Origin of the sequence: Caballeronia sp. LP006, from assembly GCF_031450995.1 — a bacterium.
GTDB lineage: Bacteria > Pseudomonadota > Gammaproteobacteria > Burkholderiales > Burkholderiaceae > Caballeronia.
The window spans coordinates 602,784-629,583 of record NZ_JARTVW010000003.1; the positions used below are offsets into that span (position 1 = coordinate 602,784).

The 26,800-nt window shown below is 62.0% G+C and carries 24 protein-coding genes; 14 read left to right on the forward strand and 10 right to left on the reverse strand.

Annotation, left to right across the window (positions count from 1 at the left end):
• Positions 1–6: 6 nt before the first annotated feature.
• Positions 7–945, reverse strand: coding sequence for an SMP-30/gluconolactonase/LRE family protein (locus P9250_RS07350; RefSeq protein WP_250494628.1), 939 nt, complete (start codon positions 943–945; stop codon positions 7–9).
• A gap of 219 nt (positions 946–1,164) precedes the next feature.
• On the opposite strand from P9250_RS07350, the gene P9250_RS07355 reads away from it, so the two are divergent.
• The 4 genes from P9250_RS07355 to P9250_RS07370 all read left to right on the forward strand — a co-directional run bounded on the left by P9250_RS07355 (position 1,165) and on the right by P9250_RS07370 (position 5,933).
• Positions 1,165–2,712 (forward strand): altronate dehydratase family protein, encoded by a 1,548-nt coding sequence (locus P9250_RS07355; protein WP_310392067.1) that lies wholly within the window; start codon positions 1,165–1,167, stop codon positions 2,710–2,712.
• A gap of 95 nt (positions 2,713–2,807) precedes the next feature.
• On the forward strand, positions 2,808–4,100 hold the full coding sequence (locus P9250_RS07360; protein ID WP_244830629.1) for an MFS transporter: 1,293 nt from the start codon (positions 2,808–2,810) through the stop codon (positions 4,098–4,100).
• Between the two features lie 17 nt (positions 4,101–4,117).
• Entirely contained in the window at positions 4,118–4,924 is an 807-nt protein-coding gene (locus P9250_RS07365; protein ID WP_310392069.1) for an NAD(P)-dependent oxidoreductase, read from the forward strand.
• Positions 4,925–4,961: 37 nt separating this feature from the next.
• A complete protein-coding gene (locus P9250_RS07370) occupies positions 4,962–5,933 on the forward strand; it encodes an amidohydrolase family protein (RefSeq protein ID WP_310392071.1) in 972 nt (323 codons plus the stop codon).
• Here the strand turns inward: P9250_RS07370 and P9250_RS07375 are convergent, their stop codons facing one another.
• The 5 genes from P9250_RS07375 to P9250_RS07395 all read right to left on the reverse strand — a co-directional run bounded on the left by P9250_RS07375 (position 5,934) and on the right by P9250_RS07395 (position 12,134).
• Positions 5,934–6,881, reverse strand: coding sequence for a 2-hydroxyacid dehydrogenase (locus P9250_RS07375; RefSeq protein WP_310392073.1), 948 nt, complete (start codon positions 6,879–6,881; stop codon positions 5,934–5,936). It lies immediately after the preceding gene.
• A 9-nt stretch (positions 6,882–6,890) separates the two neighbouring features.
• Entirely contained in the window at positions 6,891–8,198 is a 1,308-nt protein-coding gene (locus P9250_RS07380) for an MFS transporter (protein WP_310392075.1), read from the reverse strand.
• A gap of 39 nt (positions 8,199–8,237) precedes the next feature.
• Positions 8,238–9,185: a dihydrodipicolinate synthase family protein gene (locus tag P9250_RS07385; RefSeq protein WP_310392077.1), complete on the reverse strand. Its 948-nt coding sequence runs from the start codon at positions 9,183–9,185 to the stop codon at positions 8,238–8,240.
• 177 nt (positions 9,186–9,362) lie between these two features.
• Complete coding sequence (locus P9250_RS07390) at positions 9,363–11,123, reverse strand: IlvD/Edd family dehydratase (protein ID WP_310392079.1); 1,761 nt, start codon at positions 11,121–11,123, stop codon at positions 9,363–9,365.
• Between the two features lie 108 nt (positions 11,124–11,231).
• Entirely contained in the window at positions 11,232–12,134 is a 903-nt protein-coding gene (locus P9250_RS07395; RefSeq protein ID WP_244830616.1) for a LysR substrate-binding domain-containing protein, read from the reverse strand.
• A 106-nt stretch (positions 12,135–12,240) separates the two neighbouring features.
• Between P9250_RS07395 and P9250_RS07400 the strand changes: the two genes are divergently transcribed.
• Entirely contained in the window at positions 12,241–13,362 is a 1,122-nt protein-coding gene (locus P9250_RS07400) for a mandelate racemase/muconate lactonizing enzyme family protein (RefSeq protein ID WP_244830614.1), read from the forward strand.
• Positions 13,363–13,423: 61 nt separating this feature from the next.
• Here P9250_RS07400 and P9250_RS07405 read toward each other — a convergent pair whose 3' ends face one another.
• Complete coding sequence (locus P9250_RS07405; protein ID WP_310392081.1) at positions 13,424–14,668, reverse strand: DUF1479 domain-containing protein; 1,245 nt, start codon at positions 14,666–14,668, stop codon at positions 13,424–13,426.
• Positions 14,669–14,763: 95 nt separating this feature from the next.
• Between P9250_RS07405 and P9250_RS07410 the strand changes: the two genes are divergently transcribed.
• The 4 genes from P9250_RS07410 (at position 14,764) to P9250_RS07425 (ending at position 17,699) form a co-directional block, all read left to right on the forward strand.
• Positions 14,764–15,720 carry an AraC family transcriptional regulator gene (locus tag P9250_RS07410; protein WP_310392084.1) on the forward strand — a complete coding sequence of 319 codons (957 nt, stop codon included), beginning with the start codon at positions 14,764–14,766 and terminating at the stop codon, positions 15,718–15,720.
• An 85-nt stretch (positions 15,721–15,805) separates the two neighbouring features.
• The gene (locus P9250_RS07415) at positions 15,806–16,453 is read left to right on the forward strand and encodes a glucose-6-phosphate isomerase (RefSeq protein WP_310392086.1); all 648 of its coding nucleotides are present in this window, start codon (positions 15,806–15,808) and stop codon (positions 16,451–16,453) included.
• Positions 16,450–17,421 (forward strand): shikimate dehydrogenase, encoded by a 972-nt coding sequence (locus P9250_RS07420; RefSeq protein WP_310392087.1) that lies wholly within the window; start codon positions 16,450–16,452, stop codon positions 17,419–17,421. The genes P9250_RS07415 and P9250_RS07420 overlap by 4 nt, the downstream gene beginning before the upstream one ends.
• Positions 17,421–17,699 carry a DUF3253 domain-containing protein gene (locus P9250_RS07425; RefSeq protein ID WP_250511611.1) on the forward strand — a complete coding sequence of 93 codons (279 nt, stop codon included), beginning with the start codon at positions 17,421–17,423 and terminating at the stop codon, positions 17,697–17,699. Before P9250_RS07420 ends, P9250_RS07425 begins: the two co-directional genes overlap by 1 nt.
• A gap of 54 nt (positions 17,700–17,753) precedes the next feature.
• Here the strand turns inward: P9250_RS07425 and P9250_RS07430 are convergent, their stop codons facing one another.
• Positions 17,754–20,027: a phosphocholine-specific phospholipase C gene (locus P9250_RS07430; protein ID WP_310392089.1), complete on the reverse strand. Its 2,274-nt coding sequence runs from the start codon at positions 20,025–20,027 to the stop codon at positions 17,754–17,756.
• Between the two features lie 33 nt (positions 20,028–20,060).
• Positions 20,061–20,219 (reverse strand): hypothetical protein, encoded by a 159-nt coding sequence (locus tag P9250_RS07435; RefSeq protein ID WP_244830596.1) that lies wholly within the window; start codon positions 20,217–20,219, stop codon positions 20,061–20,063.
• A 256-nt stretch (positions 20,220–20,475) separates the two neighbouring features.
• Between P9250_RS07435 and P9250_RS07440 the strand changes: the two genes are divergently transcribed.
• From P9250_RS07440 to P9250_RS07450, 3 genes are all read left to right on the forward strand, one after another.
• Positions 20,476–21,117: a glutathione S-transferase family protein gene (locus P9250_RS07440; RefSeq protein WP_250469697.1), complete on the forward strand. Its 642-nt coding sequence runs from the start codon at positions 20,476–20,478 to the stop codon at positions 21,115–21,117.
• Between the two features lie 178 nt (positions 21,118–21,295).
• The gene (locus P9250_RS07445; RefSeq protein WP_250511612.1) at positions 21,296–22,075 is read left to right on the forward strand and encodes an SDR family NAD(P)-dependent oxidoreductase; all 780 of its coding nucleotides are present in this window, start codon (positions 21,296–21,298) and stop codon (positions 22,073–22,075) included.
• Between the two features lie 133 nt (positions 22,076–22,208).
• Positions 22,209–23,744, forward strand: a complete 1,536-nt coding sequence (locus tag P9250_RS07450) for an amino acid permease (protein WP_250511613.1) — start codon at positions 22,209–22,211, stop codon at positions 23,742–23,744.
• 25 nt (positions 23,745–23,769) lie between these two features.
• Here the strand turns inward: P9250_RS07450 and P9250_RS07455 are convergent, their stop codons facing one another.
• On the reverse strand, positions 23,770–24,792 hold the full coding sequence (locus tag P9250_RS07455; RefSeq protein WP_310392093.1) for a LacI family DNA-binding transcriptional regulator: 1,023 nt from the start codon (positions 24,790–24,792) through the stop codon (positions 23,770–23,772).
• 148 nt (positions 24,793–24,940) lie between these two features.
• Between P9250_RS07455 and P9250_RS07460 the strand changes: the two genes are divergently transcribed.
• Together P9250_RS07460 and P9250_RS07465 are read left to right on the forward strand one after the other, a co-directional pair.
• Positions 24,941–25,909, forward strand: a complete 969-nt coding sequence (locus P9250_RS07460; RefSeq protein ID WP_310392095.1) for a phytanoyl-CoA dioxygenase family protein — start codon at positions 24,941–24,943, stop codon at positions 25,907–25,909.
• Between the two features lie 23 nt (positions 25,910–25,932).
• Complete coding sequence (locus P9250_RS07465; protein ID WP_244830586.1) at positions 25,933–26,784, forward strand: sugar phosphate isomerase/epimerase; 852 nt, start codon at positions 25,933–25,935, stop codon at positions 26,782–26,784.
• The last annotated feature ends 16 nt before the right edge of the window (positions 26,785–26,800 follow it).

A 26,800-nucleotide genomic window follows, 5' to 3' on the forward strand; every position in this document is an offset into this window, starting at 1 on the left:
CTCGCGCTAAACGTTCGCGACGCCCTGCGTGTTCACGTACACCGAATAGATCGACTGCGACGCCGCCATGAAGAGACGGTTGCGCTTCGGTCCGCCGAAGCATAGATTGGCGCATCGCTCGGGCAGGGCGATGCGTCCGATCGGCTTGCCCGCAGGCGAAAGAATCATCACGCCGTCGAGTTCGTCGCTGCCCATGCCCCAGCCGCACCACAAGTTGCCGTCGACATCGACGCGTATGCCGTCCACCGTTCCCACGCCCGCGTCGTAAAACACGCGTCCCCGGCCGATACCGCGCCCGTCCTCCGACACGTCGTACACGTGGATGAGCTTGTTCGGCACGCCGCGCGATTCGGTCACGTAAAGCAGTTTCTCGTCGGCCGAAAAACACAGACCGTTCGGTCCTTTCAGATCCGCCGTGACAAGGCTCGCTTCGAGCGTCTTTGCGTCGATGCGATAGATCGAATGCGGCAGTTCCGGCTCGGCCTTGTTGCCTTCATAGTGGCCCCAGATGCCCATGGGCGGATCGGTGAACCAGATCGAACCGTCGGACTTGACGACGACATCGTTAGGCGAATTGAGCGGCTTGCCATCGAACGAATCCATCAGCACCGTTATGCGGCCGTCGTATTCCGTGCGCGTGATGCGGCGCCCGTGTTCACACGTGATGAGCCGTCCTTGCCGGTCACGCGTGTTGCCATTCGCATGGTTCGATGCAGCGCGATACACGCTCACCGCACCCGTTTCCTCCTCCCAGCGCAGCATGCGGTTACTCGGGATATCGCTGAACAAGAGGAAGCGGCCATCGCCGAACCAGACCGGACCTTCCGTGAACCGAAAGCCCGTTGCAAGCCGCTCGACCGCGGAGAACGCCACACGATAGCGATCGAAGGATGGATCGAGCGAAATCACGCGCGGGTCGGGATAGCGTTCGGTCTGTTGCCACATGAGATGTCTCCTTGTTATCAGCGTCGGCGCGGCGGCGGTCCCGGCGCTCGCGGTGTCTCAGCCCGCAGATTAGCGCGCCGGACTAAAAAATTTCTTGCTTCTCAAGCAAACCATAGCAAATCCCCGATCCGTATGATTGGCGCAGCGAGTGGTCCATCCAGTACTTCATGAAGCGGTCCATCAGGCGCGTACTCGCGGCGCATAACTTATACAAAACCCATGATCGAGCAGTCCGAAAAGCGCGTCGTCGGCCCGGTGATCCGTCTTCATTCCAATGACAACGTCGTGATTGCCCGCACGGATGTAGCGATGGGCACGCGCGTGGATGCCGAAGACTTCGTGAGCCGAAGCCAGGTCACGGCAGGCTACAAGATCGCCGCCCGCGCCATCCGGCAAGGCGAGCCGATCCGCAAATACAACGTGGTGATCGGTTTCGCCGCCGCCGATATCGCACCGGGCACGCTGGTTCACGGACACAACGTCGAGTTCCGCGACTTCGATCGCGACTACGCCTATGGCGAGGACTATCGCGCGGTCGAGCAGTTGCCTGTCGGGAAGCGCGCGACGTTTCAGGGCATCGTGCGCGCGGATGGCAGCGTGGCGACGCGCAATTACATCGGCATTCTCTCCACCGTGAATTGCTCGGCCACGGTCGTGCACAAGATCGCGGAATGGTTCACGCGCGAGCGTCTTGCGGATTACCCGAACGTGGATGGCGTGGTGGCGTTCAGCCATTCGATCGGCTGCGGCATGGAGATGAGCGGCGAGCCCATGCAACTGCTGCGCCGCACGATGGCCGGCTACGCGCGCCACGCGAATCTCGCGGCGGCACTTATCGTCGGACTGGGTTGCGAACGCAATCAGTTGCAAGGCCTGCTCGATCAGGAGCATTTGAGCGCAAGTTCGCGACTGCATACCTTCACGATGCAGGAAACCGGCGGCACGCGCAAAACCATCGAGGCGGGCATTGAAGCTGTGAAGGCGTTGCTGCCGCGCGCCAACGACGTCACGCGCAGCACGGTCGATGCGAGCCATCTGAAGATCGGCCTGCAATGCGGCGGTTCGGACGGCTTTTCCTCGATCAGCGCGAATCCCGCGCTCGGCGCCGCAATGGACATTCTCGTGCGCCACGGCGGCACCGCCATCCTGTCGGAAACGCCCGAGGTCTATGGCGTCGAACATACGCTGACGCGCCGCGCCGTGAGCCGCGCGGTGGGCGAGAAACTCGTGGATCGCATCCGCTGGTGGAAGGAAGAATATTCGGTCGGTCGCGATGTGCAGATCAACGGCAAGGTGAGTCCGGGCAATCAGGTCGGCGGCCTCGCCAACATCTTCGAGAAATCGATCGGTTCGTCGATGAAAGGCGGCACCACGCCGCTCATGGAGGTGTATCGCTACGCCGAGCACGTGACGCAAAACGGCCTCGTTTTCATGGATACGCCGGGCTTCGATCCGGTCTCCGCGACCGGACAGATCGCGGGTGGCGCGAACCTCATCGCGTTCACGACGGGGCGAGGTTCCATGTTTGGCGCGAAGCCCGTGCCATCGATCAAGCTCGCCACCAACACGCCGATGTATCGTCGTCTCACCGAAGACATGGACCTGAATTGCGGCGCCATTCTCGACGGCGAAGCGAGCATCGAAAGCATGGGGCAGGTCATCTTCGAAGCGCTGCTCGCCACCGCTTCGGGCGAGCGCAGCAAGAGCGAACTGCTCGGCCTCGGCGATCACGAATTCGTGCCGTGGCAGATCGGCATCATGAGTTGAGAGTGAGGATTTAGACGCGACAGCATCGGCAAGGCAGGACCTTCGCGGCCGAGGGCTTCATGGCCGCTCCATAACTAAAGCAGTCAAGGAGACATATGAAGACCGGCAAATACCGCTATGTGGTCGCGGGCCTGCTATTCACGGCAGGCGCGATCAACTACATGGATCGCGCGGCGCTCGGCATCGTCGCGCCCATCGTTGGCAAGACGCTCGATCTTTCGCCCTCGCAACTCGGCATCATCTTCAGCAGCTTCTTCATCGGCTATTCCATCTTCTCCTTTCTCGGCGGCTATTTCTCCGACAAGTGGGGCACCGTGCGCGTGTTCACTTACGCCATGGGCATCTGGTCGCTGTTCTGCGGACTCACAGCGGCCGCGACCGGATTCGTCTCGCTGCTCGTATGCCGCGTGTTCTTCGGCATTGGCGAAGGGCCGATGAGCTCCAACACGAATCGCACGATCTCGAACTGGTTTCCGCGTCACGAGACCTCGACAATGATCGGCTTCACGTTCTCCGGACAGACACTCGGCAATGCCATTGCGGGACCGGTGGTCGGTCTGATCGCGTATGCGTTCGACTGGCGCACGTCGTTCATCGTGATCGCCGTGCTCGGCTTCCTGTGGCTCGTGGTGTGGCGCATCTTCGTGACCGACAAACCCGCGCAAAACGCGCGCGTGCGCGATGACGAACGTCGCATGATCGACGAGAGCCGTTCCATTGCCGAAGCCGCGAACGTGGAGGACGACGGCATGACGCTCGGCGCGTATCTGCGCCGCCCGAGCACGCTCGCGCTCGGCGCGGGTCTCTTCGCCGTGAACTACACACAGTACGTGTTCATCTCGTGGTTGCCGAGCTATCTGACCAACGTGATGCATCTCGACCTCAAGCAGATGAGCATCATCACGTCCATTCCGTGGATTTGCGGCGCCATTGGTTACTTCGGCGGCGGGCTGGTAGGCGACTGGATTTATCGTCGCATGGACGATCCCGTGAAGGCGCGCAAGCTCGTCGCGACGATTCCGCTCGCGCTGTCCGGTGTCGCCGTGCTGTGCATCACGTCGGCCACTTCGCTCGTGGCGGCGGTCGCGCTCATCGCGGCGGCGCTCCTGTTCCTCACCGGTTCGTGCCAGGCCATCTGGGCAATTCAGCACGAGATTCTGCCGCTGCATCGGCAGGGCGGCGTGGGTGGCTTCATCCACTTCTTGAGCAACCTGTCGGGCATCATCGGACCGGCGCTGACAGGGGTTCTCATCCAATACTTCGGCGGCTATCACAGCGCGTTCTTGTTCGGCGCGCTGATCGACTTCACCGGCGTCATCGCCATGGTGCTTTTCGTGCATAACCGTCGCGCATCCGAACTCGGCATCGCAAGCCAATCCTTGCGATAAACACGGAGAGACAACGCATGAAACGGGTTTTGATCACGGGCGCGGCCGGACTCATCGGCCGCGTGCTACGCGCCGGATTCGCGGGCCATTACGCGCTACGCCTTGCGGACATCGCGCCGCAAGCGAGCGCGGGGGAGCATGAGGAGATCGTCACTGCCGACATCACGCGTCCCGAGCGCTTGCGCGAGATCATGCAGGGCGTCGATGTGGTCGTGCATCTCGCGGGCATTCCCGACGAGGACACGTGGCAGAAGATTCGCGACATGAACATCGACGGCTGCTACAACGTCTTCGAGGCGGCGCGCGAGGCGGGCGTGAAACGCGTGGTGTTCGCGAGTTCGAATCATGCGGTGGGCTTTCATCGGCGCGACAGGATGATCGACGACACGGTCATGGTTCGTCCCGACAGCCGCTATGGTGTGTCGAAGGCGTTCGGCGAAGCGCTCGGGCGTTTGTATGCCGACAAGTACGGCATGTCGGTGGCGTGTTTGCGCATCGGTTCGTTTCGTCCCGACGACAAGCCGACCGAGCCGCGCCACCTTTATTCGTGGATCAGCCATCGCGACATGGTGCAATTGACGCGTCGCGCTATCGATGCGCCGGACTATCACTTCGTCATCGTTTATGGCGTGTCCGACAATGCGCGCAATCGCTGGAGCAATGCGAATGCGCGTGCGCTCGGCTATCGACCGGAGGACGACGCGCAGACGCATGCGCTGGAAATCTCCTCATCGCGCGAAGCGGAAGACGCGACCGAGGCGCTGTTTCATGGCGGCTTCGGTTGTCTTCGCGAGTTCGAGGGAGACACGCAGCGCATCGATTGATACGTGCAGGCACATTCGAATAAAACAGGAGACAGCCTTGTCGAAGTTGAATTGCAAGCGTCGCGAGACGCTGAAAGCGCTGAGTGCGCTCGTTGCATCAGCGGGTGGTTTGGCATTGAGCGGTTGCGCAGAAACGCGAGTACAGAGTGACGCGCAGCAAGTGAAATGGTCCACCGGCACCGAGCGCACGAAGCTCGCGATGCCGCCCGATGCGACCGACTGCCATCATCACATCTACGATCATCGCTATCCGTGGGCACCCGAAGCGACGCTCAAGCCCGGCGATGCAACTGTCGACGATTATCGGCAACTGCAAAAGCGCATCGGCACGACACGCAATGTCATCATCCAGCCGTCGAGTTATGGCGTCGATAACCGTCTGCTCGTCGAATCCATCGCGCGCTTCAACGGACGCGCACGCGGCATCGCGGTCGTCAATACGAGCGTGACGCAGACGGAACTCGAAGCCTTGGATCGCGCTGGCGTGCGCGGTATCCGCTTCAATCTCGCGCCACCGGGAACGACCACGCTCGATATGGTGAAGCCGCTTGCGGCTCGTATTGCGCCAATGGGGTGGCATGTGCAGGTGAACGCACCCGCTGCGTTTTTGATGCAGGCGCGAAGCACGTGGTACGACTTGCCGTGTCCGGTCGTATTCGATCATCTTGCGCACGTGCCGGAACCCGATGCCGTGCATCAGGCTTCTTTTCAGATGGTCTCCGAGTTGCTGACGAGCGGGAAGGCGTACGTGAAGCTGATCGGCTTCTACAACGAGACGCAGGTCGGGCCGCCTTCGTATGCGGATAGCGTCGCGCTCGCGGCGGGCTTTGCTCACGTCGCGCCGGAGCGCGTGCTGTGGGGAAGCGACTGGCCGCATCCGACGGAGCAGCCGTTGAACCGCATTCCCGATGATGCCTTGCTCGCGGACCTTTTCGCCAACGTCGTGCCGGATGAAGCGACGCGCAAGCGCATTCTCGTCGATACGCCCGCCACGCTGTATCAGTTCTAATCACTCGATATGGACGGGCGTCAATGCCCGTCCTGTCGTGAAGAACGAGACGACGTTGTCGGCGGTGAGTTTGGCCATTGCAAGCCGCGTCTCATGCGTCGCGCTGCCGATATGCGGGCTCAGCACGGCATTGTCCAACTGTCGCAAAGGCGAATCGTTGAGCGGTTCGTGCTCGAAGACATCGAGCGCGGCGCCCGCGAGCGCCTTGCGTTCCAGCGCTGCAATCAGCGCCGCTTCATCCACGACGGAACCGCGCGCAATGTTCACGAGCATGCCCTTGGACCCAAGCGCGTCGAGCACGGTAGCATCGATCAGATGACGCGTCGCGCTGCCGCCCGGACAACTTGCGATCAGAATGTCCGACCAGCGCGCAAGCTGAACGGGCGTCTCGAACCATTCGAACGGCAACGCCTGACGCGCGCGCCCGAAGTACGCGATCTCGACACGGAACGGCGCGAGTCTTCGCGCGATCTCTTTGCCGACGCGCCCCATGCCGACGATCCCGACGCGCTTGCCCGCCAGGTTCGAGCCGAGCGGCAGTACGCCGTTCGACCACGCGCCATCGCGCACGAAGCGGTCGGCGCGCGGCAGTTGCCTTAGCATCGCGAGCACGAGTCCTATCGTCAGTTCGGCGACGGCCGCGTTGAGCAGATCGGGCGTGTTGGTCACGACGATGCCGCGTTCGCGCGCAAACTCGACCGGAATGCGGTCGAAGCCGACGCCGCTCGTCGCAATGATGCGCAGCGCGGGTAATCGTTCGACGAGCGCGATGTCGATGTCGTAGTTGGACCGTGTGACGATAGCGCCGATGCGCGCGCGGAGCGCGTCGTCAGCGCCGATCTCGGCGAGCGTGTGTAGAGCGAGGCGCTCTTTCAGCAAGGCCTCGGCAATGGCAGGAAACTCGCCTATCCGCAAAACGGGTGGCACATTCGTGTCGTTGGCGGTCATCGTCAATCCTTACTTGTTGACGAGCTTCGCCGGCACGAAGACGAAGATCAGCAACGCGGACAACGCAAGCGAAGCCGCAACCACGAACAGTCCCGACGAAAGCGAATGCGTGATCGATTTGAGCCAGCCGATCACGGCCGGGCTTACGAATCCGGCAAGATTGCCCGTGCAGTTGATGAGCGCGATGCCCGCCGCCGCGCCCGTGCCGCCGAGAAACGCCGTGGGCAGCGCCCAGAACATCGGCAGCGCGGTGATGACGCCCGCAGTCGCGAGCGTGAGGCCGGCCACCGATATCGCCGATGACGCGCCGAAGAGCGCGCACAGCACGAAGCCCGCTCCGGCAATGAGCGCGGGCAGCGCGACGTGCCAGCGCCGCTCGCGTGTGCGGTCGGCGTGCTTGCCGGTGAGGATCATCGCGACGAGGGCGACGGAATACGGAATCATCGTCAGAAGGCCGATGATGAACGCGTCTTCTATACCCGTCGAACGCAGGATGGTCGGCTGCCAGAAGCCGATTGCGTACGAACCCATGACAATGCCGAAGAGAATCAGGCACATCAGGTACACGCGCGCCGACGTGAACACCGCGCGCACCGAGCCGTGCGTTTGCGTGGCGGTATCGGCGGCGATTTCATCGAGGATCACGCGCTTTTTGGGTTCGGAGAGCCAGGTGGCGTCGGCGACGCGGTCATCGAGATGCTTCAGGATCACGAAGCCGAGCACGATGGACGGCACCGCTTCGATGATGAAGAGCCACTGCCAACCTTCGAAGCCACCCACGCCGCTCATCGAATGCATGATCCAGCCGGACGCCGGTCCGCCGATAAGCCCCGACACCGGATTGCCCGCCATCAGGAGCGCAATCATCTTGCCGCGCCGATGCGAGGGGAACCAGTAGGTCAGATACAGCACCATGCCCGGAAAGAAGCCCGCTTCCGCGACACCGAGCAGAAACCGCACGGCGTAGAACTGCATGGGCGTGGAGACCCAGGCAGTGGCCATCGATAACGCGGCCCAGGTAATCATGATCCGCGCGATCCAGCGCCGCGCGCCGATGCGATGCAGCAGAAGGTTGCTCGGTACCTCGAAAAAGAAGTAGCCAACGAAGAACAACCCCGCACCGAGGCCGTACACGGCTTCGCTCAGATGCAACGAATTCAGCATCTGCAGCTTGGCGAAGCCGACGTTGACGCGATCCAGATAAGCGACCACGTAGCCGACGAACAAGAGCGGCATGAAGCGCAGCGCAACGCGGCGAAAGATGGAATCGGCGTCGTCGGTTGCTATCGAGGCGGGAAGTGAAGGGCTGTCGTACAAGATTTGTCTCCGTATTTATTCGTATGGTTGTACGGCGGTTCAGTGCGCGGGTTCGCGAACGCCGAGCTGATTGGCATGCGGAATGGAAAAGCCGATGGCGTCCAGCGCGTTTTCAAGCTGCACGCGTTGCGTGCCATCGAGCTCGACGAGCGGCGGGCGCAAATTCGCCCAGCCTTCATCGCCGGATTGCCATGCAATGGCCGCTTTCATCGCGGCGATCATTGGGAAGCGCTGGAACACCGCGCGCGTTTCGTCTAGGCGGCGTTGCTGTGCGGGCGCATCGACGGCGCGCCATTCGCGCGCGAGCTTGCCGATGGCCGCCGCATTCACGTTGCCCGTCGCGGTGATGCAACCCGCGCCGCCCGCTTGCAACGTGCGCAACAGGAACGTCTCGCTGCCCGCGAAGACTTCGAAGCCCGTGGACGCGAAAGCATCGATCACGGCCGACGTGTTGTTCCAGTCGCCCGAGCTGTCCTTGATGCCCGCAATGGTGCCCGGATACGCCTTCAGCAAGCGTTCGATGAGTGCAAGGCTCAACGGCACCTGCGCGACCGGCGGAATGTGATAGAGATAAATCTTCAGACGCGCATCGGCGACAGCGTCTATCACGGTGGCGTATGCGCGGAACAGTCCTTCGTCGCTCACGCCCTTGTAGTAGAACGGCGGCAGCATCAGCACGCCGCCACAGCCGTTCGCTACCGCATGACGCGTGAGTTCGATGGTGTCCGGCAACGCACACGCGCCGGTGCCAGGCATCATGCGTGCAGCGGGCAGGCCTGCGCCGATGAGCGCATCGAGCAGTCCGCGCTTCTCCGCGACGGACATGGAGTTGGCCTCGGAATTCGTGCCGAACACGGCCAGCCCGACATCGTCGTCGAGCAACGCGCGGCAGTGGCGAATCAGACGCTCGGCCGATGGCGCGCCGTTATCGTCGAATGGCGTGAGAACGGGCGACAGCGCGCCCTGAAAGGTCTTTGATGTAGTCATGGCAAGCGTCTCCGGTGTCGTTCGAGGGTCGCGCCAGTATCGCCGTGGGTTGGATATGGAAGAACAAGGGTGCGCTTGCTTCAAAGACAAAAATTTCTTGTGTCTTATGCGGACGTTTCCCGTGAACGCAAAAAAGGCCGCTCGAAAGCGGCCCTGGCGTGCTTCAGCATGACGCGTCTAGCTTCTTGGCGTCGTGCCGCGCTTCTCCGTCGCGCGCAAGAAATCGAAGTCGACGCCTTTATCCGCTTGCGTCACCGTATCGAGAAACAGCTTGCGGTATCCACGCTCCGCTGTCGGTATCGTCACGGGATGTCGGGCCGCACGCGCAGCGAGTGCCTCGTCGCTGATCAGCAGGCTGATCTCGCGCTTCGACACGGACAGGCGAATGCGGTCGCCCGTCTGCACGTGCGCAAGCGGCCCGCCGATCGCCGATTCGGGCGTCACGTGCAGCACGATCGTGCCGAATGCGGTGCCGCTCATGCGGCCATCGGAGATGCGCACCATGTCCTTGACGCCCGCCGTCGCGAGCTTGCGCGGGATCGGAATGTACCCGGCTTCCGGCATGCCGGGCGCGCCCTTCGGACCGATGTTCTTGAGCACCAGAATGTCATCGGCGTTGACGTCGAGATCGGCGGAATCGATGCGCGTGGCCAAGTCCGCGCCGTTCTCGAACACCACCGCGCGGCCCTCGTGCTCCATGAGTTCGGCGTTCGCCGCCGATTGCTTGATGATCGCGCCGCCCGGCGCGAGATTGCCTTCTAGGACGGCAATACCGCCTTGCGGATAGATCGGGTTGTCGAACGAGCGCACGACATCCTGCACGAAGGCCGGACCCGCCGCTTCGATCTCCTCGCCGAGCGTGCGGCCCGTGACGGTCAGCGCGTTCAGATTGAGAAGCGGCTTGAGTTCGCGCAGCAGCGTGGCCATGCCGCCCGCCTTATGAAAATCCTCCATGTAATGCGAGCCGGACGGCTTCAGATCGAGCAGCACGGGCGTCTCTCGGCCCATGCGGTCGAGCGCTTTCAGATCGACGTCGTAGCCCATGCGTCCGGCAATGGCGGTCAGATGCACGATGCCATTGGTCGAACCGCCGATAGCCAGCAGCACGCGCATGGCGTTCTCGAAGGCATCGGCGGTGAGGATCTTGTCGATGGTGAGGTCGTCCTTCGCCATCTGCACGGCTTGCGTGCCGGTCATTTCGGCGACGCGCATGCGGTCCGATGTCACCGCGGGCGGCGCGGCGCCGCCCGGAACGGTCATGCCGAGCGCTTCGGCAATACACGCCATGGTGCTTGCCGTGCCCATCACCGAACACGTGCCCACGCTCGCGACGAGCTGGTTGTTGACCGCCGCGATTTCCGTCTCGTCGATCTCCTCCGCGCGAAAACGTCCCCAATAGCGCCGGCAATCGGTGCATGCGCCCACGCGCTCGCCGCGATGCGCGCCCGTCAGCATGGAACCGGTGATGAGCTGGATCGCCGGGATATTCGCCGATGCCGCGCCCATCAGTTGCGCGGGCACGGTCTTGTCGCATCCGCCGATCAGCACGACGGCGTCCATGGGCTGCGCGCGAATCATCTCCTCGGTGTCGATCGACATGAGGTTGCGCAGATACATGCTGGTGGGCTGCGAGAACGATTCGGCAATGGAGATGGTCGGGAAGTCCATTGGCAGGCCGCCCGCGAGCATGACGCCGCGCTTGACGGCCTCGATCAGCTGCGGCGCGTTGCCATGACACGGGTTATACGCGCTGCCCGTGTTGACGATGCCGATCACCGGCCGGTCGAGCGCGCTGTCCGTATAGCCCGCGCCCTTGATGAAAGCCTTGCGCAGAAAGAGCGAGAAGCCGCTGTCGCCGTAGCTCGTCAGCGATTTGCGCAGGCCGCCGGGTTGCGGGTCTTGTTCAGCGCCGGACTTTTTCTTGAATGTGTCGCTCATGTTGCTGGCGTCTCCTGTAGGTGTGTCCGCATTATCGCGGCTGGCTTGCGTTGCCGCGACACGTTCGCGCTTGCTTCAAACCATAGAACTTCTTGCTTCCGGACGTGACTATTGCTTCGGTTTGCCCGATCCGTGCCGCGTCCGTTCGATAGAGTCCGCCGCGCCGAGAAACGCCTGCACGAGCCGGATGCGCGCGCATGAACGTCCCCATAACAAGCCGACGAGACGCTTGGGCGCCGCGTTGGGCAGCGCCCACTTGCGCACGGAAATGCCCGGATACTCGTGCGGCGCCCAATCCGGCACGAGCGAGACGCCCAGCCCGCGATCGACCAGCGTGGCGATGGCCGCGAGGCCATCGAGTTCGCAGCGCTGATTCGGCTTGATGCCTTGCTGCCGTAAATACGCATCCGCGAGTTGGCCGCCGACCACGTTACGGTCGTAGCGAATGAAGGGTTCTGAAAGCAAGGTGGCGTGGACGTCGTTGACGTTCATCGCGGCGGGCGTCAGAAGCACGAGCGGCTCCGTGCGAAACGTATGCCAGTCGCAGCTTTTCGGGAGATTGAAAAGCGGTTGCGCGATCACGGCGGCATCGAGATCGCCTGCCGTCACCTTGCGATAAAGATCGAGCGACGTGCCCGGCTCCAGGTAGAAGTCCATCTGCGGATGATGACCGAGCAGTACCGCGAGCGCGTCGGGAATGAGGCTGCCCATCATCGTCGCCATGCCGCCAAGACGCAGTTGACCGCCTAATTGATCCGTGTCCTCGATGTCCGAACGCAAGTCACGAATGTCGTGCAGCACCGCTCGCGCCCGCGCGAGAATGCGCTCGCCGGCTTCCGTCGCGCCCACCGTGCGGCCCGAGCGACGCACGAGCGTGGCGCCGAGTTCGGCTTCCAGCATCTTGACGCGTTGCGCGACGGCGGCGGGCGTCAGATCGAGCCTGCGCGCGGCTTCCGCGATCGAACCCAGTTCGACGACGAACACGAAGCTCTGCAGATAGCGCGAGTCCATCGATAAAAAATTTTGGGTTTGAAGAAGCCAAAGGATACTTCTTCTGCGGCGCGCATGTCATCAGACTCGTTCTTGCGGTTCTTGACGACAATACAGGGAGACAGCCATGCCTATCATCGAATCCATCGCCGTATGCGCGGCCGCGGTGCCGCTCGATCGCGTCACGTCCTTTTCGACGCGCACGGTGTCCACGCGTCATTACGGCCTCGTCAAGGTGCGCTCCACCGATGGCGTCGAAGGCATCGGCTTTTGCTATATCGGCAGCGCGGCGGGCGAATTGCTGACCGTGGCGGTGGAGCAGTTGCTCGCGCCGGTGCTGATCGGCCGCGACTCGTACGCTGTGGAAGGACTCTGGCAGACGATGTATAACGAAGCGCTGTTGCAAGGACGCGCGGGCACCGTGATGCGTGCGCTGTCCATTCTCGATGTCGCGCTGTGGGATCTCAACGCGCGCACGCATGGCGTGGCCTTGCACAAGTATCTCGGCGCGAACGAGCTCGAAAGCGTGCCGGCCTACGCGAGCGGTGGCTACTATCTCGACGGCAAGACACCTGAAAAGCTCGGCGAGGAAATGGCCGGCTACGTGGAGATGGGTTTTCGGGCGGTGAAGATGAAAGGCGGGCGTTTGTCGCCGCAGGAAGAGGAGCGGCGCGTGAAGGCGGCACGCGAAGCCGTCGGGCCGGACGTCGAACTGATGATCGACATGAACAACGGCTGGACCGATCTCACGCAGGCCTTGCAGCATGTGCGCCGCATCGAGCAATACGATCCGTACTTCATCGAAGAGCCCTTTTCGCCAGACGATGTCGACAATCACGCGAGGCTTGCGAAGGCCACGCGCATTCCGGTGGCGACGGGCGAGATCGGCTATGGCCGCTGGTATCACAAGGAATTGCTCGACCAGGGCGCGGCCGCGATTCTGCAATCGGATGCGGCCGTATGCGGCGGCATTACCGAATGGCGCAAGATCGCGGCGACGGCGGCAAGTCATGGTGTCGTGATGTGTCCGCACTGGTTCCACGACCTGCACGCGCCGCTCGTTGCTGCCACGCCGAACGCGCGCTACGTCGAATATTTCTGGGACGATCAGGTGCTCAACTTCCGCCGTCTGGTGGACCGCCAGTTGTCGCATGAGAACGGGCGCGTCAAGCTGCACGACGCGCCCGGCCTCGGCTTCTCCTTCGATGAATCGCAGGTGGCGAAGTACGGGCAGTGGAAGCGGATTTGAAGGCTTTTATTCGGTCCTGGTTGCGATGGCGTGCGCCCGTTTTATCGACGACTCATGAGCTTTAAAGATCGAACCCGAGTTGCGCTTTGCCGAGCGGCGTCAGGTCTTGCATCGTGGCGCGTCCGACGAAGTCGACCTCGAAGTGATCGGCGGGAAAGTCGGGCGGGCTTCTGCCTTCGAGGAAAGCGGGCAATTGGCGCTTGAGATATTCGTCGTTCTTGGCGCACGCAGGCGCCGAAGCGATATACATCACGTTGCTGTAGCCCGCGCCGCGATGCGCGTCTTCCACGGCGTGGATCACGTCGCTGTGCCAGAAGACGGTGTCGCCCGCCCGCATGTGCGGGATCGAAGACAACGCTTCGAAAAGCGGTGCATGAAATTCGGGCTTGATGGAAAGCGCGCGGCCGGGCATGGCGCCGCACAGGTCGTCGTCGGCGACATCGTCCTGAAGGGCGCGCAACAGGATATACGCCATCGAGTTCGCAATCGGCACGAGCTGCAACGTGCCGTCGCCCGGACCTTGCGGCGTGAGCGCGGTCCATCCTTGAAACGTGCGGAACATGGAGCACACCGCGGGGGACGCGATCTCCTCGACATCCGGCCGGAACGCGGCGTCGAATGGGTCATATTGACGCCAGTTGCCGTCGAACACATGCCGGTACACCTTGCGGAAATTTGCTTCGATCCATCGTTCGACCGAGCCGCCGTCGCAATGCGCGGACAGACCCAACGACTCGGAGCCGGGCGGACGTCGACGCATGCGGTCGGCATACACCGGCACGCGCTCGGGATCGAAATGAACGCGGCCTTGGCTCTCGACGCGCCACAAGCGGTTGAGGAACACGCGCGCCGCAGTCAAGGAAGGCGCCTGCCGTGCCAGCACCTGCGGCTTCGACCAGTACACGCCGTAAATCTGCGGCTTGCTCGAGGCGAGCTGGCCGAAGTATTTGTCCTCGGCGCGGTTCTGCAGTCGCGTATCGAGGTCGTTGCGCTCGACATACTCCGCGATATCGCGGTCCCATTGTTCGACGCGCGATGCTTCGAACACATTGCGGATCACGCACGCACCACGCGACTTGATGAGTGCGATCTGCTCCGCGCTCACACGCTGCTGCGCGATCTCGGAGAACTGGATTTCAGGGATGACGTTCTCGCCGCGATTACGTCGCTCGGCAATCTCGCTGGCCTCGGCGTGGATTGCTTCTTCCACTTCGGCGAAGACTTCGCGATAGTTCGGCAGCCGCTCGCGAAGCGCTCGTTTGGCCTGCCGGATGGTTGCCGGCAAATCGTCAATTTCAAGTGCCATGGTTGTCTCCGTATGGGTTTTGCCATACCGGCAGAATAGGCCGATCACGCCTGCAGAAGTGATACCATCCGGACAACTTCTTCGCGTCTTCTGCCATGAAACCCGCATACGAACACGTCGAATTCGGTGATGAATGTTCGGTGAGGGTTTACCACCGGCGTCTGCCGCGCATTCTTTTCGAATGGCACCATCATCCCGAATACGAGTTGACGCTCACGCTCAACAGCCACGGCAAGCGTTATATCGGCGATTCGATCGAGGGTTACGCCGACGCGGATCTGGTGCTCGTGCCGCCGAATCTCCCGCATACGTGGGCGTCGAACCGTTCGATCGATTCGAGCGTGCCTCAGGTCGCCATCGTGATCTGGTTCAGTGGCGAATGGGCGCGGCGGCTCGCGGATGTCTGCCCCGAATACACACCCTTGCGCGACCTCTTGCGCCGAGCCGCGTGCGGACTGGCGTTCGGTGAGGAAGTCGGCGACGCGATGCGCACGCAACTCGACAAGCTGCTTTGCAACGCGCCCCGCGAACGCCTGGGCGCCGCGCTGAACGTGCTTTGCTCGCTGGCGGAAGCGCCTGGTCGACCGCTTGCATCGCCTGCTGCGTTCAACGAGCGTACGGACGGTCCTTCGGGTCACGAACCGGAACGCATCAACCGCGTACTCTCGATGATCGACTCGCGCTTTGCCGAACCGCTGCGTCTTTCCGAGCTTTGCGAGGCGGCCAACGTGTCGGAACGTTCGCTTGCGCGCTACTTCGAGCAGCACATGGGCGAGAGCGTGGGACGATACATCACGCGGGTCAGAATCGGACATGCCTGCCGCATGCTCGCGCATACGTCCGCGCCGGTGTCCGTCGTCGCGGCGCGCTCCGGGTTTCCGAATGTCGCCAACTTCAACCGGCAATTCAAGGCGATGAAGGACCTCACGCCCGTCGCTTATCGAAGACAATTCGCGGCCGGTGATGTTGCCGAGGCGCACGCCGGGCCGCGTATCACCGAGCGCTCGCCTTCGTTGCAGCGCAATCCGCGCATGCCGAAGTCGATTGCGTGACGGCGTCATGCGTCACGGTCACGCATGACGCCACTTAAGTTAGCATTGACCCTTCCGTTTTTGCAACCTTCCTTGGAGATGGCTCATGCAATGGCCTGAACCGCGCTCATTCGATGTGAACCTGAATACCGGGCTGATGGAAGGCACGGGCACGCGCTACCAGAAGCGCCTCGACGATCTCGCCGGCTTGTACGCCGATGCATCCGCCTTCGACGCGCTGGCTTCCGCTCGCGGCAAGGATGTCGTGTACGACGTGACCGATCATCGCCCAAGCGATCAGCCGGGCGACCTCATCACCGGCGTCACGCGCATGTCGCCAGGGAAGGTCGGCCGCGAATACTTCATGACGCGCGGGCATATTCACGCGAACATCGACCGGCCGGAGTTGTATTTCGGTCTCAAGGGCGACGGGCTCATGTCGATGGAGTCGCCGGACGGAGAGACACGCATCGTCGAAATACACGCGCATACCGTGTGCTACGTGCCGCCGCGCTGGATTCATCGTTCCGTCAACACGGGCGCGGAAGACTTCGTGATGCTGTTCTGCTATCCGGCGGATTCGGGGCAGGACTACGCAATCATCGAACAAGCGGGCGGCATGCGCTTGCGTATCGTAGATGACGGTCAGGGCGGCTGGCGCAGCGAAGCGAATCCTGCGTATCGCGAGCGTTCGCAAGCCGACGTGGAAGCGCTGATCGCGCGCGGCGCGCGTGCCGAAGGAGCGGCGCGATGAGTTACCAAGCCGCGCAACGGCCGACGTTTTACTTCATCGGCGTGACGACCGCGCAAAGTTCGATCATGCGCGTGTTTCCCGCATGGGCAAGGCATCTCGGGCTCGGTAATGTCGAGATGAAGGGCATCGACTTCGAGCCGCATTCGCCGGCGAATGCGTATCGCGAAGCCGTCGAGTTCTTGCGCGACGATCCCTTGTCGGTTGGCGCGCTCGTCACCACGCACAAGATCGACTTGTACGCTGCGTGCCGCGATCTCTTCGATGAGATCGATCCTCACGCGCTCATGATGAGCGAAACGAGTTGCCTCTCCAAGCGCGACGGCAAGTTCGTCTGTCACGCCAAGGACCCGATCACTTCCGGCTTCGCGCTCGACGGCTTCCTGCCCGAACAGCATCTCGCAACGACAGGCGCGGAAGCGTTCTCGATGGGCGCGGGCGGCTCGACCATTGCGATGACATGGCATCTGATGCAACCAGGCCGTGGCGCGAATCGGCCGTCGAAGGTGATCGTATCGGACCGTTCCGCGGCGCGGCTCGAGGAGATCGAGCGGATTCATCGAGAGGTCGGCGCTGGCGTTGCATGCGAGTACGTGCTCGTGCAGGACGCAAAGGACAATGACGCGGTGCTCGCGCGATTGTCTTCGGGCGCGTTGGTGATCAATGCGACGGGACTGGGCAAGGACGCGCCAGGTTCGCCGCTCAGCGACGCAGCCGTGTTCCCGGAACGCGCCGTGGTTTGGGAGCTGAATTATCGCGGCGATCTGGTCTTTCTCGAACAGGCGCGTGCGCAGGCGCTTCAAAAGCAATTGCAGATAGAAGACGGGTGGACTTACTTCATCTACGGCTGGACCCGCGTGATGGCCGAAGTGTTCCATGTCGAGATTCCGTCGCGTGGACCCGCGTTCGATGAGCTATGCCGGATCGCGGCGGAAGCGGGCAAGCCGGCGCCTGCGCGCCCGGTTGCGTGATGAGCGTATCTACGCGGGACATCGAAAATTGCGCGCTGGATTTGCTTGGCGGACGTGCCGCGACTTCTTCCATTTGTCCATCGGATGTGGCACGCAATCTAGTGAGCGACGAAGATGGATGGCGCGCGCTGATGCCTTTGGTCAGGGACGTAGCCGCGCAAATGGCGCGTGAAGGCAAAGTGCTGATCACACAAGGGGACGTGACGCTGGACCCCGATGCAATGAGTCATGGGCCCATTCGCTTGCGGCGCGGGCCGGCTTTTCCGGCATCGGCATAAAGAGCGTAAGCGGTCCGCGTCATCGTCGAGCCGACACGGACCCGCTCATGCACGTTAAGAAGCCATCCCCATGGCCGGATCGGAAACGAGGTCCTTGCCATTCTCCACACGTCCCGCGAAGCGTCGCTTGAACGCGTTCAGACCGCTGCACGTGACCATGAAGTCGTACCAGTTGCCGCTATCGGCAATTGGCCAGGTCACTTCGACGACCGAGTTCGCAGCCACCGTCGTGACCCACGGACCATTCGTGAGATAGGCCAGCGCTGCCGTCGTGAACGTGCACGACTGATTGCCGCGGTTGTAGAGCTTCACGCTGACGAGCGACGTATCGCACGGCTGATAGCAAACCTGAATCTCGGCATTCGCGGATGCGCTCACTTCCTTCAGATTGCCCGCAAACTCGCGGTGGTAACCATTGGGTCCAAGCACCCACAGATCGTATCGTCCTGCATCGCTGGCAGGCACGGTCCACGTTCCCGTCAGCGACTTGCCCGCCTCGACGACGAAGCGGCGCGGCACGAGTTCGAGATGGTTTCTGTCGTACACATGAAACACCGCGCCCGCGTTGTTCGTGCTGCCATTCGCGAATTCGAGCGCGACCGTGCTTGCGTTGGCGTTCACATGCGCGGTCGTGTGCAGCTCGTAAGGCAAGGCGCGCGACGGACGTGTACCGGTAGCCTGCGCGGGCAACGGCGAACTCGCCGTCACGGACTGCGCCTGGATCGCGGATGCCGCCGCCTGCGACTTGGCGAGCGCATCGGCCGAGTCCTTCGTCGTGCGCCCGGAGAGCGTCGGCAGCGTGGCATCGTTCGGATTGACGAAGTTGAAGCACGAGGTCAGGTCGCCGCAAATCGCACGCCGATAGCTGCTGATCTGCGGTTCGGTCACGCCGAAGCGCTTTTCGAGGAACATGAGCGTCGAGGTGTGATCGAAGACCTGCGAATTCACAAAGCCGCCACGGCTCCACGGCGAGATCACCCACATCGGCACGCGCGGGCCGGGGCCGTAAGGTCGTCCGTCGGTCTTCGGCTGATTGCTCGTTGCCGGCGCGAAGTTGTGATATTCCACCGCCATGTCGGTGTCGGACAAGGTGCTCGCACCCGCGAGCGTGCCATCGCTTGCGTGCGACGGCGCGCTCGGCGGCGGAAGGTGATCGAAGAAGCCATCGTTCTCGTCGTAATTGACGAGCAGCACGGTCTTGCTCCACACATCCGGGTTCGCGGTCAGCGCATCGAGCACTTCCTGCACGTACCAGCCGCCTTGCGTGGGACTCGACGGACCGGGATGCTCGCTATACACGGACGGCGGGATGATCCACGATACGGCAGGCAGCGTGCCCTTCTGGATGTCGTCGCGAAACGTTTCGAGAAAGCCCTGTGGCATGGTGTTGCCGAAGCCTTTCGCGAGCGGACTCAGGGCGTCGTCGATCGATGAATCGTAGAACGCGCCCGCCGCCGTCACGGGTTGCGTGATGTCCGTGTTCGCCACGTACACCGGTCGCCGTGCGGCGGGCATCTGCTCGATTGCGGTGCGCCAGTGGCGAAAGCTCATCATCTCGTTGCAGCCGAAATTGTCGATGAGGCTTTGATACACCTTCCAGCTCACGCCCGCGTTTTGCAAACGGTCGGCATAGGTCGTCCAGGTCCAGCCGGTGGACGACGAGCCAATGTCATTGCCGCCATTGAACTCGTTGTTCAATGCGGCCACCTTGACCGGCGCGTTGGTCGACGGACTCAAACCGTTGGGACCGTTCGTGCCGGTCCAGTAGAAGAGACGGTTTGCAATCGTGCCGGTGTGCATGCCGCAGTGATACGAATCGCACAGCGTGAAGGCGTCGGCGAGCGCGCGATGAAAGGGCACTTCGACCGTTTCGTAATACCCCATCGACAAGGGCTTCTTCGCGGTCGGCCATGCGGCCATGCGGCCGTTGTCCCATGCGGCCTGCGAGTCGGACCACGTATGCGGTGTGCTGCCCGCGCGCAGTGCGTTGCCTTTCGACTCGTCGAGATGATAGGGAATCAGCGTGCTCGTCGAACCGGAACTCGTGTAGTTCTGATAGAAGACGTTTGCGCCGTTCGGCGAGGGAATGGCAAAGCGGTCGCCATAACCGCGCACGCCCTTGAAAGTGCCGAAATAGCTGTCGAACGAGCGGTTTTCCAGCATCAGCAACACGACGTGCTGAACGTCCCTGATCGTGCCGGTGACATTGTTCGCGTCGATGGCGAGCGCGCGCCGAATAGCAGGCGGGAACGTCGAAAGCACGGCGGCGGAAGCGGCGGTGCCAAGCGACGTCTTGATGAAGCTTCGTTTAGATGGACTGAATGTCATGCCATTGATGAGTTTTTGATGTGGGAATGCGACTCAGGGAGCCGGCGCGCAGTGGCTGATCTTGCAGGACGACGCGTTGGTCGAGGCGGGCGTTGCCGACTTGTCGTCGCCTCCGCAAGCGGCGAGCGTAAGCGCGATGCAAATCAGCGCGCTTGCCAGCGACGGTCTGCCGAGCGCAGTCAGGTGGGGCATGGTTGTCGTCATCAGAAAAAGAACGAGTGAGAAACTGGATGGAATTTTCCGGCCGGACATTCCATGTTCGTAAGCAGGCGCCTAATTTCTGACGGAAATGTAAAGGTAATTTTTGGCAGAAATATGAAGGTTCAAGAAAGTCGTTCGAAATCGGTAGGCTTGATGCCTTTCGGACGGCGGGCGCCAGGCTCGCTGCTTGCGCTGCACGCCAGGTTCATCGCGCTTCGACTTCACTCGTACTCAAGGAAACTCACTCATGCTGAAAATCCATCACCTCGGGCACTCGCAATCCGAGCGTATCGTCTGGCTGTGCGAGGAGCTCGATGTTCCATACGAGCTCGTCAAGTACACGCGCGATGCACGCACCATGCTGTCACCGCCCGAACTCGTCGCGTTGCATCCGCTGGGCGCGGCGCCGCTCATCGAAGTCGATGGCATGTTGCTCGCCGAGTCCGCGGCTATCGTCGAGTTCATTCTCGCGCGCCATGGCGACGGCAGATTGCAGCACGCGCCGGATCATCCCGACTTCGCGTCCTATCTCTACTGGTTTCACTTCGCGAACGGCAACCTGCAGCCGGTCATGGGACGCTCGATGATGATCGGCCGCGCCGGTTTGCCGGTGGATCATCCGGTGCAAACCGCCGTGCAGGGACGGCTCGATAAAGTGCTGGCGCTCATCGAAGATCGGCTGGGACAGGCGGACTATCTTGCGGGCAGCGACTTTACGGCCGCCGACATCATGAGCGTATTTTCGTTGACTACCATGCGTATTTTTCAGCCGCTGGACCTTTCGCCGTATCCCAACATACGGGCTTATCTGCAGCGAATCGGCGAACGCCCGGCGTATCGGCGAGCGATGAAGAAGGGCGATCCCGACCTGACGCCGATGCTTACCTAGGGACATCGATGAAGCGCCGGGCGCAGGCCGGTTCCGGCGTTGTCGTTCCTCGTTGCGCGGTCTCGCCCAAAGCCCGCTACGCCGAAAATCCAGTAGTAGATCGCATTTTGGCGCAGTAACGTCGATGCACGGAGCGACCCTCTGTCGGACGCAGCTCAACGTTACCGAGGACAACGATATGGTTTCCAGAAACGACGGCCGCCTCGCCGGCAAGGTGGCGATCATCAGCGGCGGCGCGGGTGGATGCGGCGCGGCGGCATCGGAACTGTTCGCGCAACAGGGCGCGAAGGTCGCCATCATCGACCGGGACGTGGATGCCGCCATTGCGCTCGCCTCCCGGCTCAACGAAGCGGGATTCGAAGCGCTAGGTCTGGGTGCGGACGTCTCGCGTCAAGCCAATGTCCGGAAAGCCGTCGCAGCCGCGAAAGAGCAATATGGCAACGCGGACATCCTCTTCAATCACGCCGGCACGCTGATCGTCAAACCGTTCCTCGAAATAGAGGAATCGGAATGGGACTGGCTGATGGGCGTGAACGTCAAAAGCATGTTCCTCATGACGCAGGCGGTCCTGCCGCAGATGCTCGAAAAGGGCAAGGGCAGCATTGTGTGCACCTCGTCGATCTCGGCGGTCTACGCCACGCCCGGCGAAGTGCTCTACGACGCCACCAAGGGCGCATGCCACATGTTCGCCCGCGCGATAGCCGTCGAATACCGCGATCGGGGCATTCGCTGCAACGCCGTGGCGCCTGGATTCATTCGCACGCCGCACGGCATGCGCGAGCTTCGCGACCTGCAGGCAATGGGTGTCGATGCCACTGAGGCCGCCATCGCGCTTCAGCAGGGCAGGCTGTGCGAGCCGTCCGAAGTCGCTGCTGCGGCGCTCTTTCTGGCATCCGACGAAGCGAGCTTCGTCAACGGAACGCATCTCTTCGTGGATAACGGCTTCTCCGCCGTGTAAAGAATCAGGTAGCGCTTCGAAATTTGGCTACTTACCGTGCCTGTTGCGCGTCGCGCGTCGCGCGTCAGCGTGACAGGCAATACGGACGTCGAATTCTGGTTCCTTCCCGGCAGGCATTCGTGACGGAGTGAATATGAACGCAAAGCACCAGTCTGAAGCAAGCAGCGACAGCGACGTGAGCCTGTTGCACAAGATGGGTTATGCGCAAGAGTTGTCCCGGCGCATGAACGGCTTCTCGAACTTCGCGGTCTCGTTCTCGATCATCTGCATCTTGTCGGGTGGCATCACCGCATTCCAGCTGGCGCTTTCGGCGACGGGCGGCGCGTCCGTCGGGCTCGGGTGGCCGCTTGGCGCGTTGTTCGCGTTGATCGTCGCAGTGTCGATGGCGCAGATCGCGTCCGCGTTTCCCACAGCGGGCGGGCTGTATCACTGGGGCTCGATCCTCGGCGGCAAGCAGTTGGGATGGCTCACGGCATGGCTCAACCTGATTGGTCTGATCTTCGTCATCAGCGCGATCAACTTCGGCACCTACGATCCGTTCTTCAAGACGCTGATCGCGCCGATGTTCGGCGTTGCACCCGAAAGCCTGACGTGGTGGCACCAGACCGCGTTCCTCGCGATCATCACGTTGTCGCAGGCGCTGCTCAATGCACGCGGGATCAAGATCGCCAGCAAGATCACCGATCTCTCGGGCTATCTCATCTTCGTCGTCACCATCGTTCTGGTCGTGGCGCTGCTCTATTACTCGTCCGTGCCGCTCGATCTGCATCGGCTCGTCACGTTCACCAACTTCACGGGCGTCGATGGCGGCGCGTGGCCGAAGCAATCGACGCCGCTCGCGTTTCTCGCGGGCTTGCTGCTCGTGACGTACACCATCACCGGCTTCGACGCTTCCGCGCACACGTCCGAGGAAACGCACGATGCCGCGCGCAACGTGCCGAAAGGGATCATCGGCTCGGTGTTCTGGTCGGCGGTCTTTGGCTACGTCATGGTCTGCACCTTCGTGCTCGTCATGCCGGATCTCACGGCGGGCATGAAACAGGGCACCGGTTTCTTCGAAGCCATTCTCGCGCCGATTCCGACGACGTTGCGCGTGTGTCTCGAACTCGCGATGTTCTTCATCAACTATGTCTGCGGGCTTGCGGCCATCATGTCCACCTCACGCATGATGTACGCGTTCGCGCGCGATGGCGGGCTGCCCGGCTCGAAGTTTTTGCGTCACGTGAGCCCGAAGCATCGCACGCCGGGCGCGGCGATCTGGACTTGCGCCATACTCGCCATTCTCATCACGCTGTATGGCGATGCCTTCTCCGTGCTCAGCGCCGGCAGCGCGGTCTTCCTGTACATTTCCTACGCGATGCCGATTGCGCTCGGCATGTTCGCCGAAGGCCATGGCTGGACCGAGAAGGGACCGTTCCAGCTCGGCCTCTGGTCCAAGCCGCTCGCGTTGCTGGCGACGGTTGGCGCGTGCGTGCTCGCGTATGTCGGCATTCAGCCGCCGAACGAAAAAGTGCTGTACGTGCTCGTTGGATTCGTGATCGCGTTGCTCGTCATCTGGTACGGCTTCGGGGTGCGCAAGACCTTTGCCGGTCCGCCGTCGATGAAGTCGGATGCGGATATGGCGCGCATCGGCAAGCTCGAAGCCGAGGTCGATCAGGCAGTGCGATAGTGCTGCATGCCCGTCATGTCCCGCTTCATGCGCTGCCTCGCTCGACAATGGTAAAGCCTAGGTCGATACGCGGATTCGCGGGGCGCTTGCCTTCGAGATAATCGAGCAGCATGTCGCCCGCCAGTTTGCCGATTTCAAGCGATGGAACGCGGATCGTCGTGATGCCCGGATGCGTCGCCGCCGCGATAGGCAAGTCCACGAAGCCCATGATGGCGACGTCTTCCGGCACGCATATGCCGCGCCGCTGACACTCGAACAGCACGCCAGCGGCGAGCATGTCGCTGGAACAGAACACGGCGTCGAGGTCCGAGCGGCGTTCGAGCAGCCTGTCGAAGATCTCGGGCGCGTCGTTGATGCCCATTGGCCGGTCGAGCGTGATGGCCTCGATCTTGTGAAGCCCCGACTGCTTCGCGCCCGCCCGAAAGCCTTGCAAGCGGCCGGTCGAACGGACATCCATGCTGCCGAGAAAACCGAGATTGCGTCGTCCCTTGCTTGCGAGATAGCGCGCCACCGCAGCACCGGCATCGCGATGCGAGAAACCGATACGCATGTCGATCTGATCGTTGGACGTGTCCCATGCCTCGATCACCGGAACGCCGCAACGGCGAATGCGCTTGTCCACTTCCGCCGGCGTCGATGTGCGTATGAGCATGATGCCGTCGACGCGGCGCCCGACGAAGGCATCGATGAGCCGCATTTCCTCGGCTGCGTCGTAACGGCATTGACCGAGCAGCAACTGATAGCCCTTGTCGGCCAGCGCTTGCGACAGCCCGCTGATGGTGTCCGAAAAGAACGCGTTCTCGATAGTCGGAATGACCGCGCCGATGATCTTCGACCGGTTCGACGCCAGGCTTCCTGCATTCAGGTTCTGCACGTAACCGAGTCTTTCGATGGCGGCCTGCACCGCCGCCAACGATTCGGGCGATACGAGCTCGGGCTGATTCAACGCGCGCGAAACGGTCATGCGCCCGACCTTCGCCTCGCGAGCGACGTCTTCCATGGTGGGCCGGGGCAAGGTGGGTTCGGACGCGGTGGCGCTTGTTTTCATGGTGCTTCGTTTCGTTTCGTTGGTGATCTGTGTTTCGTGCGCGAAGGGTCGATCAGGGAAGACCGCTGCTTGACACTCCGACGGTTCCACTTTACCTTCAATGGGAGCGCGCACATAGCTGGTTGCGAACCGAGCATGATGCAGTGCAATGACTTTGCCAAAACGCCACGTCGGCGCTAGCGAATGGGAGCGCTCCCAAAAGGCAGGTCCGTTCTTTCAGGAGATGAAAGTGCTTACGAACGAGCAAGTAGAGCAATACGCCAAGGAAGGATACGTAGTCGTCACCGACGTTTTCAGCGATGACCTCGTGGAGCGCATGCGGCGCGTCACGGATGAACTCGTCGAGCAGTCCCGCGCGCTCACGGCATCGAACGATGTATTCGATCTCGCACCCTCGCATACCGCGCAAAAGCCGCGCGTGCGGCGCATCAAGGACCCGATCAAGGTCGATCCGGTGTTCATGGAAGCGCTCAAGCATCCCAAGCTGATCGCCGCGCTGACGAGTCTTCTAGGGCCGAATCTGCGCGTGCGCAACACCAAGCTGAACCTGAAGGAAGCGCATGTCGGCGACCCGGTTGAATGGCATCAGGACTGGGCGTTTTACCCGCACACGAATCAGGACGTGCTCGCTGTCGGCGTGATGCTCGACGATTGCGAACTGGAAAACGGCCCGCTGCTGATCATTCCGGATAGCCACCAAGGCGAGATTCATAGTCATCACACGGACGGCTATTTTTGCGGCGCGATGGACCCGACGACATCCAACGTCGACTTCGGCAAGGCGGTGCCGTGCACGGGCAAGGCGGGATCGTTCTCGATTCATCATGCGCGCGCAATCCACGGTTCCGCGGAGAACACGTCGAACCGGCCGCGCCGCTTGTTGCTGTATGAGATTGCCGCCGTCGATGCCTGGCCGCTTATCGGCGGTCCCACGCAGGACAAGAGTCTCGCGGAGTTCAACGAGCGGATCATCGCGGGCGAGCCGACTATCGTGCCGCGCATGGAGAACGTTCCGGTCATCCTGCCGCTGCCGCCCGCGCCGAAGCAAGGCTCGATCTACGAGAACCAGACATCGCTCAAGAATCGCTTCTTCGCCACGACAGCTGAGGCGATGTAGCGCGGCGTCGGAAAGGAAACCGCATGCAGCAACTCAAGGTGTATCAGTCGCTATGGGCCATGGAACGACGCCGCCCGGACGGACATGAGTGGCCGCTCGACGAGCAGTTGCGCATGATCCGCGATGCCGGCTTCGACGGCGTGGGCGTGCGCTTCTTCGATTACGCGTATGCGAGCCGCGTCACGCACACGCTGAAGGAATACGGCATGACGTGGCAGGCGCAGTGTTATCCGCAAACCGTGGATGACCTGAAGCCGATCATCGAGCACGTGCAGGCGCTCGGTGCCGATCACATCAATCTTCAGCCGGACGTGCGGCCGTACTCGATCGAGGAGTGCATTCCGCTCATCGAAGGATGGCGCCGGCTTGCGCACGATGCGGGCATCGCGGTTCATATCGAAACGCATCGCGACCGCATGACGACGGATTTGCTATTCACGCTGCGTCTGCTCGATTGCTTTCCTGACCTGCGTCTGACCGGCGACATCTCGCATTACCTCGTGGGCCGGGAATTCGCGTGGCCGGTATCGGATGACAACCATCGGCTCATGCATCGCATTCTGGACAACTGCTGGGGCTTTCATGGACGCGTGGCAAGCCGCGAGCAGATACAGGTGCAGATCAGCTTTGCGCATCACAAGGAATGGCTCGATCTATTCCTCGGCTGGTGGGAATACGGTTTTCGCAGCTGGCGAAAGCGTGCGGAAAGCGATGCCGTGCTCACGTTTCTCTGCGAACTCGGCCCGAAGGAGTATGCGATGACCGATAGAAATGGCTACGAGTTATCGGATCGTTGGGAAGAAGCGCAGTTGCTCAAGGGCCTGGTCGCGGACATGTGGACACGGCTCGAAAGAGAGGAAGCAACGCCGGTATAAGCAAAAGTTTGAACGA

What these genes read in the sequence shown, in the direction of transcription:
- P9250_RS07350 (WP_250494628.1), bottom strand. Translation starts at nt 945, where the DNA reads ATGTGGCAACAGACCGAACGCTATCCCGACCCGCGCGTGATTTCGCTC.
- P9250_RS07355 (WP_310392067.1), top strand. Translation starts at nt 1,165, where the DNA reads ATGATCGAGCAGTCCGAAAAGCGCGTCGTCGGCCCGGTGATCCGTCTT.
- P9250_RS07360 (WP_244830629.1), top strand. Translation starts at nt 2,808, where the DNA reads ATGAAGACCGGCAAATACCGCTATGTGGTCGCGGGCCTGCTATTCACG.
- P9250_RS07365 (WP_310392069.1), top strand. Translation starts at nt 4,118, where the DNA reads ATGAAACGGGTTTTGATCACGGGCGCGGCCGGACTCATCGGCCGCGTG.
- P9250_RS07375 (WP_310392073.1), bottom strand. Translation starts at nt 6,881, where the DNA reads ATGACCGCCAACGACACGAATGTGCCACCCGTTTTGCGGATAGGCGAG.
- P9250_RS07385 (WP_310392077.1), bottom strand. Translation starts at nt 9,185, where the DNA reads ATGACTACATCAAAGACCTTTCAGGGCGCGCTGTCGCCCGTTCTCACG.
- P9250_RS07390 (WP_310392079.1), bottom strand. Translation starts at nt 11,123, where the DNA reads ATGAGCGACACATTCAAGAAAAAGTCCGGCGCTGAACAAGACCCGCAA.
- P9250_RS07395 (WP_244830616.1), bottom strand. Translation starts at nt 12,134, where the DNA reads ATGGACTCGCGCTATCTGCAGAGCTTCGTGTTCGTCGTCGAACTGGGT.
- P9250_RS07400 (WP_244830614.1), top strand. Translation starts at nt 12,241, where the DNA reads ATGCCTATCATCGAATCCATCGCCGTATGCGCGGCCGCGGTGCCGCTC.
- P9250_RS07405 (WP_310392081.1), bottom strand. Translation starts at nt 14,668, where the DNA reads ATGGCACTTGAAATTGACGATTTGCCGGCAACCATCCGGCAGGCCAAA.
- P9250_RS07410 (WP_310392084.1), top strand. Translation starts at nt 14,764, where the DNA reads ATGAAACCCGCATACGAACACGTCGAATTCGGTGATGAATGTTCGGTG.
- P9250_RS07415 (WP_310392086.1), top strand. Translation starts at nt 15,806, where the DNA reads ATGCAATGGCCTGAACCGCGCTCATTCGATGTGAACCTGAATACCGGG.
- P9250_RS07420 (WP_310392087.1), top strand. Translation starts at nt 16,450, where the DNA reads ATGAGTTACCAAGCCGCGCAACGGCCGACGTTTTACTTCATCGGCGTG.
- P9250_RS07425 (WP_250511611.1), top strand. Translation starts at nt 17,421, where the DNA reads ATGAGCGTATCTACGCGGGACATCGAAAATTGCGCGCTGGATTTGCTT.
- P9250_RS07430 (WP_310392089.1), bottom strand. Translation starts at nt 20,027, where the DNA reads ATGACATTCAGTCCATCTAAACGAAGCTTCATCAAGACGTCGCTTGGC.
- P9250_RS07435 (WP_244830596.1), bottom strand. Translation starts at nt 20,219, where the DNA reads ATGCCCCACCTGACTGCGCTCGGCAGACCGTCGCTGGCAAGCGCGCTG.
- P9250_RS07440 (WP_250469697.1), top strand. Translation starts at nt 20,476, where the DNA reads ATGCTGAAAATCCATCACCTCGGGCACTCGCAATCCGAGCGTATCGTC.
- P9250_RS07445 (WP_250511612.1), top strand. Translation starts at nt 21,296, where the DNA reads ATGGTTTCCAGAAACGACGGCCGCCTCGCCGGCAAGGTGGCGATCATC.
- P9250_RS07450 (WP_250511613.1), top strand. Translation starts at nt 22,209, where the DNA reads ATGAACGCAAAGCACCAGTCTGAAGCAAGCAGCGACAGCGACGTGAGC.
- P9250_RS07455 (WP_310392093.1), bottom strand. Translation starts at nt 24,792, where the DNA reads ATGAAAACAAGCGCCACCGCGTCCGAACCCACCTTGCCCCGGCCCACC.
- P9250_RS07460 (WP_310392095.1), top strand. Translation starts at nt 24,941, where the DNA reads ATGACTTTGCCAAAACGCCACGTCGGCGCTAGCGAATGGGAGCGCTCC.
- P9250_RS07465 (WP_244830586.1), top strand. Translation starts at nt 25,933, where the DNA reads ATGCAGCAACTCAAGGTGTATCAGTCGCTATGGGCCATGGAACGACGC.